Source organism: Bacillus sp. GW823-FHT06B01, from assembly GCF_058952315.1.
On record NZ_JBXAHR010000001.1, the window covers coordinates 806,702 to 823,039 of the forward strand.

Annotated in this window: 16 protein-coding genes and 1 pseudogene; 4 read left to right on the top strand and 13 right to left on the bottom strand. The window is 35.0% G+C overall.

Annotated features, from left to right (window positions below; translation table 11 throughout):
* Window positions 1–20 precede the first annotated feature (20 nt).
* The 5 genes from AC1Q8N_RS04190 to AC1Q8N_RS04210 form a co-directional block, all read right to left on the bottom strand.
* Window positions 21–920, bottom strand: a complete 900-nt coding sequence (locus tag AC1Q8N_RS04190) for a BadF/BadG/BcrA/BcrD ATPase family protein (protein ID WP_098077016.1) — start codon at window positions 918–920, stop codon at window positions 21–23.
* 9 nt (window positions 921–929) lie between these two features.
* Window positions 930–2,087: an anhydro-N-acetylmuramic acid kinase AnmK gene (gene anmK / locus AC1Q8N_RS04195; protein ID WP_493521140.1), complete on the bottom strand. Its 1,158-nt coding sequence runs from the start codon at window positions 2,085–2,087 to the stop codon at window positions 930–932.
* A gap of 22 nt (window positions 2,088–2,109) precedes the next feature.
* Complete coding sequence (locus AC1Q8N_RS04200) at window positions 2,110–2,376, bottom strand: hypothetical protein (RefSeq protein ID WP_493521089.1); 267 nt, start codon at window positions 2,374–2,376, stop codon at window positions 2,110–2,112.
* A 78-nt stretch (window positions 2,377–2,454) separates the two neighbouring features.
* The gene (locus AC1Q8N_RS04205; RefSeq protein ID WP_001032306.1) at window positions 2,455–3,738 is read right to left on the bottom strand and encodes a PTS sugar transporter subunit IIC; all 1,284 of its coding nucleotides are present in this window, start codon (window positions 3,736–3,738) and stop codon (window positions 2,455–2,457) included.
* Between the two features lie 11 nt (window positions 3,739–3,749).
* The gene (locus tag AC1Q8N_RS04210; protein WP_000865895.1) at window positions 3,750–4,055 is read right to left on the bottom strand and encodes a PTS sugar transporter subunit IIB; all 306 of its coding nucleotides are present in this window, start codon (window positions 4,053–4,055) and stop codon (window positions 3,750–3,752) included.
* Between the two features lie 226 nt (window positions 4,056–4,281).
* Here AC1Q8N_RS04210 and AC1Q8N_RS04215 point away from each other — a divergent pair, with 226 nt between their 5' ends.
* A complete protein-coding gene (locus AC1Q8N_RS04215; protein ID WP_098077007.1) occupies window positions 4,282–5,841 on the top strand; it encodes a glycoside hydrolase family 10-like protein in 1,560 nt (519 codons plus the stop codon).
* Between the two features lie 56 nt (window positions 5,842–5,897).
* Here AC1Q8N_RS04215 and AC1Q8N_RS04220 read toward each other — a convergent pair whose 3' ends face one another.
* The 3 genes from AC1Q8N_RS04220 to AC1Q8N_RS04230 form a co-directional block, all read right to left on the bottom strand.
* Window positions 5,898–6,731, bottom strand: coding sequence for a DUF3974 domain-containing protein (locus AC1Q8N_RS04220; RefSeq protein ID WP_000008384.1), 834 nt, complete (start codon window positions 6,729–6,731; stop codon window positions 5,898–5,900).
* 24 nt (window positions 6,732–6,755) lie between these two features.
* Complete coding sequence (locus tag AC1Q8N_RS04225; protein WP_000137410.1) at window positions 6,756–7,868, bottom strand: toxic anion resistance protein; 1,113 nt, start codon at window positions 7,866–7,868, stop codon at window positions 6,756–6,758.
* Window positions 7,869–8,182: 314 nt separating this feature from the next.
* The gene (locus tag AC1Q8N_RS04230) at window positions 8,183–8,767 is read right to left on the bottom strand and encodes an O-methyltransferase (protein ID WP_000380142.1); all 585 of its coding nucleotides are present in this window, start codon (window positions 8,765–8,767) and stop codon (window positions 8,183–8,185) included.
* Between the two features lie 311 nt (window positions 8,768–9,078).
* On the opposite strand from AC1Q8N_RS04230, the gene AC1Q8N_RS04235 reads away from it, so the two are divergent.
* A complete protein-coding gene (locus tag AC1Q8N_RS04235; protein ID WP_001100983.1) occupies window positions 9,079–9,237 on the top strand; it encodes a hypothetical protein in 159 nt (52 codons plus the stop codon).
* A gap of 35 nt (window positions 9,238–9,272) precedes the next feature.
* Here AC1Q8N_RS04235 and AC1Q8N_RS04240 read toward each other — a convergent pair whose 3' ends face one another.
* The 3 genes from AC1Q8N_RS04240 to AC1Q8N_RS04250 form a co-directional block, all read right to left on the bottom strand.
* On the bottom strand, window positions 9,273–10,142 hold the full coding sequence (locus tag AC1Q8N_RS04240) for a sigma-70 family RNA polymerase sigma factor (protein ID WP_098642353.1): 870 nt from the start codon (window positions 10,140–10,142) through the stop codon (window positions 9,273–9,275).
* Complete coding sequence (locus AC1Q8N_RS04245) at window positions 10,120–11,430, bottom strand: phytoene desaturase family protein (RefSeq protein ID WP_098076998.1); 1,311 nt, start codon at window positions 11,428–11,430, stop codon at window positions 10,120–10,122. The genes AC1Q8N_RS04240 and AC1Q8N_RS04245 overlap by 23 nt, the downstream gene beginning before the upstream one ends.
* A 94-nt stretch (window positions 11,431–11,524) precedes the next feature.
* Window positions 11,525–11,830 (bottom strand): luciferase domain-containing protein, encoded by a 306-nt coding sequence (locus AC1Q8N_RS04250; protein ID WP_141556101.1) that lies wholly within the window; start codon window positions 11,828–11,830, stop codon window positions 11,525–11,527.
* A 323-nt stretch (window positions 11,831–12,153) separates the two neighbouring features.
* Here AC1Q8N_RS04250 and AC1Q8N_RS04255 point away from each other — a divergent pair, with 323 nt between their 5' ends.
* Window positions 12,154–12,786, top strand: a complete 633-nt coding sequence (locus AC1Q8N_RS04255) for a cupin domain-containing protein (RefSeq protein ID WP_098642352.1) — start codon at window positions 12,154–12,156, stop codon at window positions 12,784–12,786.
* Between the two features lie 581 nt (window positions 12,787–13,367).
* Here AC1Q8N_RS04255 and AC1Q8N_RS04260 read toward each other — a convergent pair.
* Entirely contained in the window at window positions 13,368–14,588 is a 1,221-nt protein-coding gene (locus tag AC1Q8N_RS04260; RefSeq protein ID WP_493521090.1) for an exosporium glycoprotein BclB-related protein, read from the bottom strand.
* Between the two features lie 480 nt (window positions 14,589–15,068).
* Between AC1Q8N_RS04260 and AC1Q8N_RS04265 the strand changes: the two genes are divergently transcribed.
* Window positions 15,069–15,359 (top strand): DUF4183 domain-containing protein, encoded by a 291-nt coding sequence (locus AC1Q8N_RS04265; protein ID WP_001121646.1) that lies wholly within the window; start codon window positions 15,069–15,071, stop codon window positions 15,357–15,359.
* A gap of 60 nt (window positions 15,360–15,419) precedes the next feature.
* Here AC1Q8N_RS04265 and AC1Q8N_RS04270 read toward each other — a convergent pair.
* Window positions 15,420–16,338, bottom strand: a pseudogene (locus tag AC1Q8N_RS04270) (DUF4183 domain-containing protein); the annotation flags it as partial.

Sequence of the window (16,338 nt, forward strand, 5' to 3'; positions counted from 1 at the left end):
ATACAAAAATTCTCATATAGCTATTTATTAAAATATAAATTTTTCATTAAGTAATAGGTTCCTTTCACTGCTAGTTCTGATGGTGATACAAATATAACTTCTCCCATACTTTTCTCGCAGTATTTCTTAAATTCAGCATATATTTCAGGAACGAAACGTAATATACTGCCACTTACTGCAATTGAAGTTGATAAATCAAACTGCATCTTATTGTAAATATTCACCGTAATTCTCGTTAATTCCGTAGCCGCTTGCACCATAATTTCACGTGCGTCATCATTCCCATTTCTCGCTTCCTCAATAATGAATGGTGCGATTGCTGCAACTTTATCTTTTGAAAAACTATATACTAGTCTTTTTATATGAGACGATGTCAAAAGTTGAAACTCTTCTTGAATTCTTAAGCTTAATGGGCAAAGTGTAACTCCTTGATCAAATTGATTTGCCATTCTCTTTAAACCTTGTAACGCAATCCAATATCCGCTTCCTTCATCTCCTAAAATATGTCCCCATCCCCCACTATACTCGTACACTTCCCCTTTCTTTCCTATACAAATAGCACCTGTACCGCCAATTGTTAAAATTCCATCCTTTCCTTTTAAAACAGCTGCATGAGCAATCATTGCGTCATTAAAAACTTCAATTTGTGTTCCGTACTTCTTTTTTAGACGCAATGTTAATTCATTTGTATTTGCTCCGCTTACACCCGCTAATCCTAAACAAATACAAACGCAATGCCCATTTAATAAACCTTTTTGGCATTGATCAATCGCTTCCATAATATGAAAAAGTGCTTCTTCAAAATCTATTAATATATTTCCAAAACCACTTGTAGCCCTTTCAAGTTCACTTCCTTCTTGATCAAATGCAATTGCTTCTGTCTTTGTTCCCCCGCCGTCTACTCCAATCATATATTTCATATGTTCGCCTCATTCTCTTCGAATTGGAGGGAATGTTATATTCCCTAAAACTACAGATTGCTTTGCACCTGTTGCACTTGGCACATTACTCGGATTACGATGATACGTTTCGTTTGCTAAAATGGCAAAGGCGATTGCTTCTTTCGCCTCTGAAGAATAGCCTATATCTTCTTGAATGAATATGGCGCATTTTTCATCCTTCAATCCATACCGTATCATTTCAACAAGTGTACGATTATAACTGCCACCACCGCCTAAAATCACCTCATCGATTTCATAATACGGCAGAATAAACTCCTTATACTGATAAACAATTGAACTTGCTGTAAACATCGTGACAGTCGTCACTATATTTTCTTTACTATGCTTTTCATACCGCTTCAACAACTCACTGACAAATTCTTCTCCAAACTGTTCTCTACCAGTTGATTTCGGTGGATTCATTTTCAAAAATGGATGGTTCATACAATAGGTCAATATTTCATCTACAACTACTCCCTGTTTTGCAATCTTACCATTTTGATCATATGATAACTGAAATAGCCTTTGACACATTTCATCAATTACCATATTCCCTGGACCAGTATCAAAAGCTATAACGTTCTTATCACTTAGGTGACTTGGTATTACGGTAACATTACCGATCCCGCCAATATTTTGTAATAGTCTATTTTTAGTTAGATGACGATACAAAATAATCTCTGAATATGGTACAAGTGGTGCACCTTGTCCCCCTGCTGCGATATCCATCGTTCGAAAATTAGAAATAACCGTCGTATTCGTTTCATATGCTATAACTGCTGGTTCTCCAATTTGCAATGTGGAAGGAATCATATTACCATCTTGCTTTGGCTGATGATAAATCGTTTGTCCGTGAGAACCAATTAAATTTAATTGTCCCAAAGGAAAATTGGCCTCTTTACAAACTTCCCTTAAAGCATTGGCGAAGCATAAACCGAGTTTGAAATTTAAACTGCATATGAGTTGTACATTTGAATTTTCTATTGATAATGCCTGCTGGATCTCATTTTTCATATCATTACAAAATGGAACTGTAGTAAAATGGATGAGTTTGACCTTAGACTCTACACCACCCCCCTCTATATGAACGAGTGCTACATCTATTCCGTCTAACGAAGTACCGGACATTATCCCTGCAATATACATAACATGCATGACCTCCTATTTACTAATAAACAATCATGTAAGTTACAAACGTACAACCGATGGAAAATAATATAAATCTATAAAACAACTGAGCTTTCGATGCAAACGATCCATCAATAAAAGAAACAACTACTGTAAGCAAAATACTTGCCGCAATGCTTGTAACGAGCCATATACTATGCATTTTTGATAAATGTAGCATTCTTAATAAAGGTACGAAAAGTAAATTCGCACATACCACTCCAAATAATAATAAAAATACACCTTTATAACTAAATTTTATATTCATTCCATTTCACCCTCTCTGGACTTCATGTGAAAGAAGTGATAGACAAAATGCCTATCACTCAAAAATAAAATATAAAACTTACGGATTAACAGATTCCCCATCACCATTTTTCTCAATTTCAAGCATGTTTTTGTCGTACATTTTAAAGAATGGTAAATAAATAAGGAATGATATTGTTATGTTTATAAATACGAGTACAATCGCTCTCCAATCCCCACCTGTTGCTAAATATGCACCAATTGGAGCTGGTAATGTCCATGGAGGCATTATATGTGTTGGTGTAACAAACCCCATCGCAGTTGCTGAGTATGCAATAGTTGCTGTTACTAGTGGTGTAATGATAAATGGGATAATTAATATTGGGTTTAGTACGATTGGTAATCCAAAAATAACAGGTTCATTAATATTAAAAATACCAGGTACAATACAAGTTCTTGATAATGCCTTCGAATATTTTGATCGACCAAATACAATCATAGCTAATACAAGTCCTAACGTCGCACCAGAACCACCAATCCATATAAACCATTGGTATAATGGTTCTGGTGAAATGAATGGTAACTGATTTGCGCCACTAGCAACTGCTTCACCATTTTTCCCTAAATATACTTCCCATAATGGCCGGGCAACAGTTCCAACAACCGACACACCATGTATTCCGAATGACCAAAAAAATGTAATTAAAAATACTGGAATGATTACACCGAAGTAACTATCACCAGCTTTTACTAACGGTGCCGCTAATTTATCAACTACATGATGTAAATCAATACTAAAAACGACAGTTACTAAACTCATTAAAATAATAACGAATGCAGCAGGTATAAGTGCTTCAAACGAACGTGAAACAGACGGCGGTACTTGTTCTGGCATTTTAATCATTACATTTTTCGTCTTACAAAATCTTAAAATCTCAACTGATAAAATAGAAACAATCATTGTCACGAATAATCCATGACCTCCGAGATTTGTCATCGGAAGCATAAACCCTTTTTTATCAATTAATTCAGGCGTTAATGTTAATAGTAATGAACATACTGCAAGCTGTGCTCCTGATAAAGCATCTAGCTTATAACTTTTCGCTAAATTATACCCTATTCCAAATGCTATATATAAAGACATAATAAACATCGTTAAACGATATGGTATTAATATACTTGTTTGATTTTTTAATGCCCAAACAGATATGAAACTATCTTTCGGTAATGGTGGAAATGCTACGATTAAAAAGAAACTTCCTACTATAATAAATGGTAACGCTGAAATAACTCCATCACGGATTGCTTGTAAATGCCTCTGTTCAGAAAGCCTTGCCATCGGTCCAGATAAGTTTCTATCAAGAAACGTGACAAATTTATTCATAACGCTTCCCCCTAACTAATTAAATCATTTACAGTTTTTAATAAAGTCGGTCCGCCAAGCGGCGTGTATGCTTGTGGCGGTATGATACCGCACGGGATAGATTCCTCTTCTGCGAATTTTTTAACAGAGTCAAATCTATGTCTTACTTGAGGTGCAACCATTACAACGTCCCAGCCATTCTTTACTTCTTCCTCTATCTCACTTGTTCCAATGGCATGGACTTCCATGTTTACACCTTTTTTCTCCGCCTCTTTTTTTAAAGCGTTTACAACAATTGCACTGGACATCCCTCCAGAACAAACGAATAAAACCTTCATTTATTAATCCTCCTATACTTATAAATTATCCCCTTCGGATGAAAGGAAGTTTCACTTTACTAACAAGCATATGAAGAAGTAAAAGAATTTAGTTATATTGAAAGTAAATTTCAGTAAAAATATTTTTCCTATTAAATTAATGTTTCAATATTTATTTTTCTCAATTGTAAGTACAACCTCACCTCGGATATCATATTAGCTAACCATATAATAGGGAGGCGTATAAATAATCATGAAACGTTTATTAGTGATATGTTGTATCGTCATCTTTTTTATTCCTTTCTCTTTCATTCCTCCTCACTCTACTTACGCTGAAGTAAATACTACGTATAAAAAACACGAATTACGTGCTGTATGGATTGCTTCTGTACTTAATATTGACTGGCCCTCAAAAACTGGCTTACCTATCGCAAATCAAAAACAAGAGTTTATTAGATTATTAGACGATGTAAAAAACATTGGTATGAATGCAGTTGTTGTACAAATAAAACCAACCGCTGATGCTTTTTACCCTTCCAATTACGGTCCTTGGTCAGAATACATTACAGGTACACAGGGAAAAGATCCCGGATACGACCCGCTCGCATTTATGATTGAAGAAGCACATAAAAGAAATATAGAATTCCACGCATGGATTAATCCATACCGAATAACGATGAATCACACTGATATAAATCGATTATCGGATAACCACCCTGCAAAACAGCATCCGGATTGGGTTGTACCTTATGGAGGAAAGTTATATTACAACCCTGGTATTCCAGAAGTGAAAAAATTTATTACAGAAGGCGCTTTAGAAATCGTACAAAATTACGATATTGATGCTTTGCATATGGATGATTATTTTTATCCATATAAAGTAGCTGGTGAAGAATTCCCCGATCAAAAAACGTTCGAAACGTATAATAATGGTAGATTTACAAATATAGAAGATTGGCGACGTGACAATGTAAATGAACTTGTCAAAGGTTTAAATACTGCTATAAAACAAGAAAAATCATACGTAAAGTTTGGCATAAGTCCGTTCGGCGTATGGCGAAATATAGCTGACGATCCAACTGGCTCCAACACAACTGCAGGTCAAAGAAACTATGATGACCTTTATGCTGATACACGTGAATGGATACAAAAAGATTATATTGATTACATTACACCGCAAATATATTGGAATATTGGTTTCACACCAGCTGCATATGACATATTAGTAGATTGGTGGGTAAAAGAAACAAATAATAAACCGATTCACCTATACATCGGTCAGGCGGCGTATAAAATTAATAATAATTCTGTCCCAGCTTGGTCTGATCCTGAAGAATACCCAAGACAAATTGCATTAAATCGGTTATATCCTGAAATAAAAGGTAGTATGCATTTTAGCTTAAAAGATATGAATAACAATCCACTAGGGGTTAAAGATAGACTCGCAAAAGACATATATAAACATCCTGCATTAATCCCATCTATGCCCTGGCTTGATCATGATCCACCAAAACAACCGACTTTAAAAGGTGCTATTCCAAGAGATGAAGGTATTGCTGTAGGTATCATTGATGATAGAGAGAATGATTCTGCTTATTACGCCATTTACCGTGTGGATGGAAAAAATGAAGTGGATATAGAAAATCCGAAACATTTACTTACTACTGTAAGAAAAACAAAACTTGGAGAAATTTATGTAGATAAAACAGCTATTTCTGGAGAAACGTATACGTATGTAGTAACTGCAGTTGATCGATTGCATAATGAGAGTGTTGCATCTAGTCATATTACCGTTAAAGCAAAATAACAACTAATAAAAAAACGCCTTAAAAGCTAAGAACTATAGCTTTAAGGCGCTTTTTTTTATTTATTCTTAAATTTCTCAGTCGCTGCTCTCATCTTCACATTCAAATCGTGATCAATCGAGTCACGAATATCTCGCTCGACTACTTCCATTTCTTTTTGGAAATTTTGCAAGTAGATTTTTAATTCTTCTTCTTTTTCTGGTCGTTGTGAAGGTGGTAATTGTACGACTAACGATAGCATCGCTGTTAAATCTTTCATTAAGAATGTTTCAAGTTTATGTTGTTGTTCAAACATACGCTGCTCCTGATAATACGGTAAGGCATTTAATACTGAAATTGTAATTTCATCAACCGTTCTTTGTAATGAAGGGTTTATTGAGCGTTTATACGTTTGAATTGTATTTAATGCATCTGGATATCGATCATAAAAATACAATTTATAAAACGAAAGGTCTGATGGTTTTACTGTTTGCTGCGTTTCTTGTCTTAAAAAATCTTTTACTTTCATCGCCGCTACATCAATATCTTCATTTGTAAGTTTTTTCGTTGTTTTTGCCATTACATGTACTTTTTTCTGTTTTTCTTTCGGTAACATTGAGAATACTTGCTCTCTCGTACGTTGACCCGATGCACAGAAAAGAGTGTTTAATGTATATTGTTCTTTCTTTCCTTCCGTACGAATCCAGCGATAAAAGAGTGGGTGTTGTGTAAATTCTTGTAGAAACGGTAATGATTTATTCGATAACTTATCTAAAGAATCATGGGCTCTTTTATATGGTTTCGTCCATGAAAAATACAGTTTACGTCCGAAATATACAACTAAAACAACGACAGTAAATGCGATTAAAAGCAATGTACCCAATAGTACTAATACTGTTTGAATGAAACTCATTTTTTCACCTCCTCTAAAAGTCTGTTATTTCCTTGGACGCTGAATGAGTTTTTGTTTCATTTCATCATTAAATGTGTCTAATTCAATTACAAACTTCTTACTTGACTCGATAATACGTTCTGATGATTTCTCAGAAGCTTCAATCGCAGCAAATACATTTTGGAATGATTCACGTAATTTATCCATGCTAATAGCAGGATTTTCAAGAAGTTTTGTTGTTTCTTCTGTATTTTGTTTTAATGCTTGTGAGTTACTTAATACCATTGATTCAATTGCTTCATTTGTCGCATTCACTGCATCAATTGTTTTACGCTGATTTGTTAACGCTAGCTGGATAGCAGCTGAAACTGTTACAACGTTTTGCGTCATCGTAATTGCATTACGAATTGCCTCTGTTAACTTTTCATTATTTTTCTTAATAATGTCTACAGATGCGATAGATTGTAATAGCACACTTTTCGCTTGCTGCATATTTCGTGTACGTACTAGAATTTTTTCTAATGCATCGTTAATTAATGGAATATCTCTTTGACGTTCTGGATTTTGTTTCTCAGCTTCCAGCATACCAGCGAGTTTTCTTCCTAAGTATACTTGTTTATCAAGAGCGTGAATTTTATCGTGCGATTGTTCTTTAAGCATTTCAAGACCAACTGTATCTTCTTGTAAGTTGTCACGACCAATTAGAAGGGATCTTATAATCTCTTCAATTTGTTTATCTATAGATTGATATTTATGCACGTATGTTTCAAGTGGATTTTTCTTGAATACTTTAAACATAATTTTCTTCATACCACTTGCTTTTAATGAATTCGGATCAAGCTCTGATACCACTTTGCGTAATTCTAACAATGTATTTGGAATTTCTTCATTCTTTCCATTCATCATCGCTGTTACAGGACGTTTTAATGCTGATAACGTTTGTCCTGCTGCTTGTTGCTCTTTATCCCCTAAATCTCCTAGCTGTGACAATACTTTTGATAAATCCGTATTTTGCTCGCTATTTAATTTTTGTACATAAAGATCAGCTTCTTTATTCAGTTCCTCTAATTCTTGATCTTTTATAACTGTATCTACTACTACTTCTACATTATTATCTTTCACAATGGATACAGGTTCTTTTTTCTCGAGTTCAGTCAACAAAATCGCTCCTTTATTTATATGTGCGAATTTATATGCACTATATTTCATCTATTATATCGTATTTCATATACATTCTAACTGCTTGAAATCGATTTTTTTAGAAATGCCTGTTTATGCAGTCATTCCCTGTTTCTTACTATAAGTATACCTGTTCTCAACATTATTTTCCTCAGACTTAAGACCTAGAGAACAACATGCTGAAGGCGGATTCTTCGTATGTTACGTATATAAATTACGTCCTTCCCATCCTACTGTACTCAACCTTTTGACATACACCCTTTTTCAATGTGATAATTATATTACGCTCAATCCTAACTCTTCTTAAGCGCTACAAATGCTCCATTTTGAAATGCCAATAAGACCGTTTCAAACATTTCATCTTCTTCAATCATTTTTCTAAACTCGGCTAATTCGCTTGCATGAGAGGTTGCGTTATCAACAACAAGAAAACCCTTTGGTTGTAAAATGCGTTTTATATGCTCAAGCCACCACATGTATTGCGTACGCTCTGAATCTAGGAAAATAAAATCAAATGAGTGATCTAATTGCGCATCTAAAAATGCCCCTGCTTCTTGATTATGAACATCAATCCTTTGTAAAAGGTTTGCCTTTTCAAAATTGACAAGTGCCTCTCCAACTCGTTCTGAAGAAAGCTCTACAGTTGTTACATTTCCATTTGTTTCTTCTACCGCATTAGCTAACCACAATGTAGAATAGCCATTAGAAGTTCCGATTTCTAAAATGTTTTTTGCGCTACACCCTTTTACTAAAATCGATAAAAACTGCCCCATCTCACGAGTAATATTCCGTAACTTTTCTTCCCGTGTTTTTTTATTTCGATCATGCTCTTCTCCATATTGTTCAAGTTGAAATAATAATGAATCTAACGTATCCATTTTTTCATCGCCTTTCCAAAGCAATATGATGAAAAAGCTCTTGCTGCCCGTCTACTTTCATTATATGCGAAACAAAAACCTTTTTCTCGTTATATGACAAAGATTTGAATTTTTTTATAGCATATTGTTTCGTTTTTTGGTAAAGTTAATTTCTACGTGCAATTATTCCATTCATACTATTTTTAATTCAATTGCAGTTATTAAAAAATATAAACCCCAATTAAATGAATCGGTATTTCAAATTCAATTAAGCGCCCTTTCCGGACGCATTTTCTTTTGTTTATATATTTCTAGAAGAAAGGATGCTTACAATGAACGTGATTAGCTTAGATGCTGCTCGAAAGCGCAAACAGCATAAAAAATTAATGATTACTATACCGATTATTTCACGTATTTATGAAGAAGATGGGGAAATTAAATTTGAGGTAGCAGGCGAAAAAGATGTACCTCTTGAAATGTTAGAGAAATAAAAAAAAGACGCACTTCTAAAGAAATGCGTCTTTTTTTATACTGTTACATTTAAGTGCATAAGTTTTTCAGGATTAACCATCATATAAATGTTTGAGATTTTCTCATTTTCAAATGTAAATGAAAGCACATAAGTCACTTTATTATTTACTTTAACAATAACACCTGGGGCACCATTTACCATCTTATAATCAACATTGTACTCTTCCGGGAACTTCTTCCCAATTCCAAAGAATAAACGTATAATTCTATCTGCAGAATAGATTGGATGGATTGCAGTTGTAGCTTTACCACCACCATCAGCTTTTAATATCGCATCTGTTTTTAATACTTCTAACATGCCTTGCGCATCCCCACACTGCAATGATGATACAAATTTCTCCACATAGGCAGCCATCTTCTTCGTACTTAATGTTGACTGCTTCGGCTTATCCAAAATACTTTTTCGTGCACGTTGAAAGATTTTTCGGCAGTTCGCATTACTCTTATCTACAATTGAAGCGATTTCTTCGTATTCATAACTGAAAACCTCTCTTAATATGAAAACAACTCTCTCTACCTCAGACAATTGTTGTAAAAGTAATAAATATGCCGTAGAAATTGATTCTTTCATTACAAATGACTCTGATGGATCATCAACCTCTTCCACAAATGGCTCTGGCAACCACATTCCGACATATACGTTCCGTTTATGTGCTGCCGAACGTAATTTGTCAATTGAGCGATTTGTTACTATTTTACATAAATAGGCTCTCATATTTTCTATAGATTGAACGTCCTCTATATTATTAAGTGTTATAAATACGTCATGGACGATATCTTCAGCATCCATAACACTCCCAAGGATTCTATATGCTAACGAAAATAATACTGATTGATACGTTTCATATAATTGCTCCGTTTCCATGATGAATTGCCTCACTTTCGGATTGCTTTAATATGTGTAACGCTGCACGTTTTCCGCTTGCTACCGCAGCATCAGCTAATATTTCATCATGTCCTAACCAATCTCCTGCAACGTAAACACCTGGCATTCCAGGTATGTTAGGGCCTGGTTTTTCAACACGGTCAATATGAGGAAAATCATATACTACCGTTATTTTCGGTAAATATTGCTGTGCAACAACTTCTCTTTTCCAATTCGGATGTAACAATTCCATCATATTTTCTAACTGTTCTTTCTCTTCTTGAATATGATTCAGTTCTAGTACAGGGTTATGGTATTTAATTAGACTCACTACAATTGATCCATCTTCACTTAATTTAGCTGCTCTCGATTGATTCGTGAAAAATATAGGTTGATCTAATCCCAATGCAAAATGATGTAAAGGATTCGGTAATTGTTTTAAACCAATATCTAACGCTGCCACGGTCACTTGTATAGATTGTTCACTCCATTTTTGCAAACTTGTTCCTTCTGTACCTTTTATAATTTTACATGCCTCTTTCGGTGGAGTTGTTACAATAACTGCCCCTGCTTCAAATACTTCATCGTCAAAACAATGTATTCTTTGTTTTCCTTCACAATGCTCTATTTTTAAAACATGCTTTTTAGCCAGAAATTGTACACCACTAGTATTCGTTATTCCTCTTAAATTTGTTATTATCGTCTCCCAACCACCATCTACATAAAGTACTCCTTCTTTCATAGAAAGCTGTATTTGCTTTAGTACGGAAGATGCTAATTGTATTGTAGGAGCATACGTATATGTTGTTGTTCGGCATAATGCATAAAATATATTTCGAACCATTGGATCTTTAATTTCATTTTCTGCCCATGTAGTTAGGCTTATTTTCGGAACTTTTCCTACATCTAAGTTTCCTAAATGAATCATAAGACGAGCGAAATGTACTTTTGCAGACCATGAAAGTAACCGTGTTGATAAAATAGAGCGAAAATCTGTTGGAATGGTATAAATATCCCCTTTCCATATTCCATGTGCTTTTGTAGATGGGATTCCACCTGGAAGATTTACTCCTAGCTCATTAAAAGTTATAAACGCTTCTCCACCTCTATATAAAGCATGTGCACCAAGATTCATACAAATGCCGTTTTTATTTATAGTCATCCCTCGACCGCCGAAGTGACTGGACTTTTCTAATACAATAACTTTCCTTCCAGCTTTCGCTAAATATATAGATGCTGTTAATCCAGCAAGCCCACCACCAACAATTGCTACATCAAAATTTTTCATAATAAAATCCCTCCTTATACGTTCTACATACAAGACGAACGATTAAGGGGGGATGTGACATAAAAATATATTTTTATTTATCTAATTTATTTCATTATTTTTTGATTCGGTCATATTGCATACGAAATAACTCAATTGCAAACGGTATATCCTCTTCACTTTTTATATAATAACTTATCCATCCTGATTCAGGTAATACGTGATGTGGTTTCACTAATCCTTCGTTCACTAATTCATCTCGCTTTAACTTCGGAAATGGTAAATCAACTAACTTATCACCATGCAGATGACCAAGTTCTTTCTTACCATAATTTATTTCAATACCACCAAATCGATGCGGTTTTTCAGAAACACCAGCCCAGCTGAGCACTTCATTTCTAATAATTTCACTAAATGACATGAATATTCACTCCTTATTAATGATTGATGTAATTTTAAGTTAACACGTTCATTACTTGTTTCCATCAATCCAAAGTATGAATGGATATACGAATATAGTTTAATCTCAATATATTTAAGCTTAACCTAACATCAATAATTCCGACTTTCATTAGTTCACTCTAATTTTTATCTGTCTTAACATTATGATAAATAAGAAGTACAACCTATATTCTTTATAAAACATGTGAATTTATTATAATACAGACAAATGCACATAACTAACACTAGGCACATATCCTAAAGTTGTATCTATACTTACCAATAGAAAGGCGGGTAATACAAATGACTTCTAATATCGACTACACTTCCCCCTCAACCAATTTCACCCATGATTTAAATAAAAGTAATTTTTTTAAAAAAAATGCCCAAAATTATATAAATGTACTTGGCATAAAACAATTAAATACTTTAGAAAATACTTCTTTATTAGATATCTATTTAAGTACAGGAAATGTTGTAGAGCCACATATTCATCAAAATGCAGCTGAACTTGTTTACTGTATTTCAGGATCTGCTGTTGTTTCCTTACTTAATCCTTTTACAAACCAAATATTAAACTTACCGATAAAACCAGGTCAAGTTGCCAACATCCCACAAGCATGGTGGCATTATGAAATTGCTACAGCAGATAGTACTCACTTATTAGCTATTTTCAATGCCCCAACCCCAGAAGTTATTTTTGGTTCTGATATTTTAAGATTAACTCCCGCTAATATGATGGCTCATACTTACTGTCTCGATGAACAGCAATGGAAACAAGCGATATCCCCTATTCAATCCACTACAGTAATTGGTCCTCCAGCAAACTGTAATCAGAACCGCGGCACGATAACCCCAACAACTCAGCCTCCTAACCAACAACAAAATTTATATTACCAAGATTCATACTATTTCCCTCTTTACTGGGGATATTAATTAATTTATTTCATTAATAAACAATTATTGATCTCCTCGGAAAATACGCAGGAGATTTTTTATTGTATATCTACCATTCCTATTTTTTTCGTAACAATTAATAGAGTACATACATATAATATTTATATATCTAATTGGAGGTGATAGTACTATGAGTAATTATAACTATCGAAAAAACTACTCTAATAATAAAAATAGTAGTTCATCAGCATCCTCTCAGTCTTCGAATTCTCAATCTTCCAATTCCCAATCGCAAAGAGATTTAGCCGAACAAGGCTATGTAAAGAAAAAAGGATGTAACTGTAATAAAAACAAATAGTTTATTACTAATTTGAACTATGACATTTCAACGCTCATGATAAATATCTTACTTCACTTGTATACCGTTTATGTAATGGATGAATTCTATTTATAATAGAATTCATCTTTTTTATTTATAGGTAATTTTTTAAGTTATATAACTTATTCCATTAACAATAAAATTTAAAGCATACATTTTGATTTATCACCTATCTTCCCATAAAATATAGCCCTTCCTAATAAAATTAGGAAGGGCTATATACAAAATACATTACCACAAGTTATTCGATATTAATACCTGCACTTACAAATCCAGCAACTGCAGCTATTGGACTTGCTGCTGTTAATGAAACATATAACAGTATTTTATCTCCAGCAGCTACTGGAATAGCTTCAGGTATGATTCCTGATGCTGTAGCACCAATCGCTATTACAGCAAATGCTGGTGCTAATAATAGAGGTGCTCCCTGTACTGTAAACGTATTACTTGCTGCTGGTGCAGTTAATATTTGTATCTGCACTTGCACAGGTGATAATGGAGCTAATGCAGCTGTTGCACTAAAGAAACCTGCTAACGACGTAATAGTTCCTGCTCGTGGTGCTACAAATGCATAATCACCTATACCTAACGCTAAAGTGATACTAGTTCCACCCGTTAAAGCTATGCCAGGCTGACTAAATCCAAATCCAAGAAGAGTTCCTGTATTAGCTATTAATGCGTTAACTAACGCAGATGGTGTTGTACCTGAAGCGAATGGAATAATAGCTCCGCCACCTGTTGCACCAGTTGTTCCCGTTGCTCCCGTCGGGCCTGTTGCTCCCGTTGGACCTGTCGCTCCTGTTGGGCCTGTTGCTCCTGTTGCTCCTGTTACTCCTGTTAGGCCTGTTGCTCCTGTTACTCCACCAGTACCTGCTGGACCTGTCGCTCCTGTTGGACCTGTTGGACCTGTTGCCCCTGTTGCTCCCGTTGGACCTGCTCCGGTTCCTGCTGGGCCCGTTGGACCTGTTGGACCTGTTGGACCTGTCGCCCCTGGAGTAGCATTGATTAATTGAATTAATAAATTAAAAAGAAGTTGTAAAGTTGCAGAATCAACATTTGAGTTGCAGGATATAGGGATAAGATCTAAAGCGAAGAAGAATTGTGCAAGGGCGCTATAAAATTGTTGCAATAATGTTGACAATTGTCCTAAATTAGGTGCTGGAGATTGTAATAAAACTATAATACTTTGAGTTAATTGTTTCAAAAAATTAACTTCTGGGGAAGGTAATAAGGAATTTAAGAAAATTAAAAATTGATTAAATAAATCGAGTAACACTAATCTGTTTGCATTACTTGGATTTGCAAAAAATGCTGAAATAGCTGATACTAATGAGTTTAGTAAAGTAATTAATTGACTTAATTGTTCCCTAGTAATAGGAACTGACTGTGGATTTTTACAACAATCTGCTGAAAAAACAATCGGATTGCAGTTATTATGATCAAAACAATCATTATGTTTCATTTATTTCCTCCTTACTTTTCTTATAGTTGAGTGTTTTCCTATTCTAAGTACTATAAAAGATGCGATTGAAAAAAGTAGTTGAGTTATATGTTTCTCTTAAAATAGGAAACATGAATGATAATCAAACTTGAAAACGTCATTTAATTATGTTCATGACTCACATATTAATTATATGTTTTTAATAATTGAGTGCTTAGATTAAACACCTAAACTTAAGCGTTTATTTTATTTTTCCACGTTTATCTCTTAAACCCAAAAAACACCTATGTATTTAAATACAAAAATTCAAATTTATCCTTAGCATATATTCCACAAGTATCAACATCACTTTTTAATTGTAGTAAAAATTATACATTTAATAAAATTATGCCACTCTTCTAATCCTAAAGCCGTTTCTATTATAGAAAACTCTCATACAATATAGTGGACAAGTTATTCCATACTTCGTTCCAATAAAATATGAATAGGAGTGAGAATTAATTGCCTATCATTCAACCATTTATGGCATCTAGAAGATTTACATCTACACTAGGCGCTGGAACAGGAACAGGTGCAGCTTTTGCAATTGCTGCTACAGCTTGTTTAAACGATGCTGGTACTACTGCAACTGCTTTTCCGACTTTTACGTATTACAACTTTTATGTAAACGGCATTCTTCAACCTAGTGTGAACTCCAGTATTACTACTGGACCTACTGGTGCTATTACAATTCCTGGCGGAGATGCATTAGACGGCGGAATTCCAATTACAATCGAATTTATCGTCACTTAGTTTAACTACTTTAATGTAGAACAAAAAGACAGATTCTTTTTATTTAAGAATCTGTCTTTTTTAATTAATAATGATGAATTGCAAAATAATTGAAGAACCTTGCGTTGGTGGTTGATTATCCAATAATGTTAGCTGACCATTACTAACCTGATATAATGGTTGTGGTTGAAGTATTCCATTGATAAACAAATTAATATAGGAAACCTCATCAGGAGGTAATATGTGTGTTGTACCATATTGAGCTATCCCATCTGAATCTGTATATATAAGTTTTTCTCCATCTGAAAAAGTGTAAAATAATAAATTAGTTGTTGTTATGGGACCAATAACTCCCGTTGGACCCGTTGAACCTGTTGCTCCCGTTGTTCCTGTTATTCCTGTTGCTCCCGTTGTTCCTGTTATTCCTGTTGCTCCCGTTGTTCCTGTTATTCCTGTTGCTCCCGTTGTTCCTGTTATAAACCCGTCGGACCCGTTGAACCTGTTGCTCCCGTTGTTCCTGTTATTCCTGTTGCTCCTGTTAAACCCGTCGGACCTGTTGCTCCCGTTGTTCCTGTTACTCCTGTTAAACCCGTCGGACCTGTTGTTCCTGTTGTTCCTGTTGCTCCTGTTGCTCCTGTTGCTCCTGTTGCTCCTGTTAAACCCGTCGGACCTGTTGCTCCCGTTGTTCCTGTTATTCCTGTTGCTCCTGTTGCTCCTGTTAAACCCGTCGGACCTGTTGCTCCCGTTGTTCCTGTTATTCCTGTTAAACCCGTCGGACCTGTTGCTCCCGTTGTTCCTGGTAAACCAGTTGGACCTGTTACTCCCGGTGATCCTGGTAAACCAGTCGGACCTGTTACTCCCGGTGATCCTGGTAAACCAGTTGGACCTGTTACTCCCGGTGATCCTGGTAAACCGGTCGGGCCTGTTACTCCCGGTGATCCTGGTAAACCAGTTGGACCTGTTACTCCCGGTGATCCTGGTAAACCGGTCGGGCCTGTTA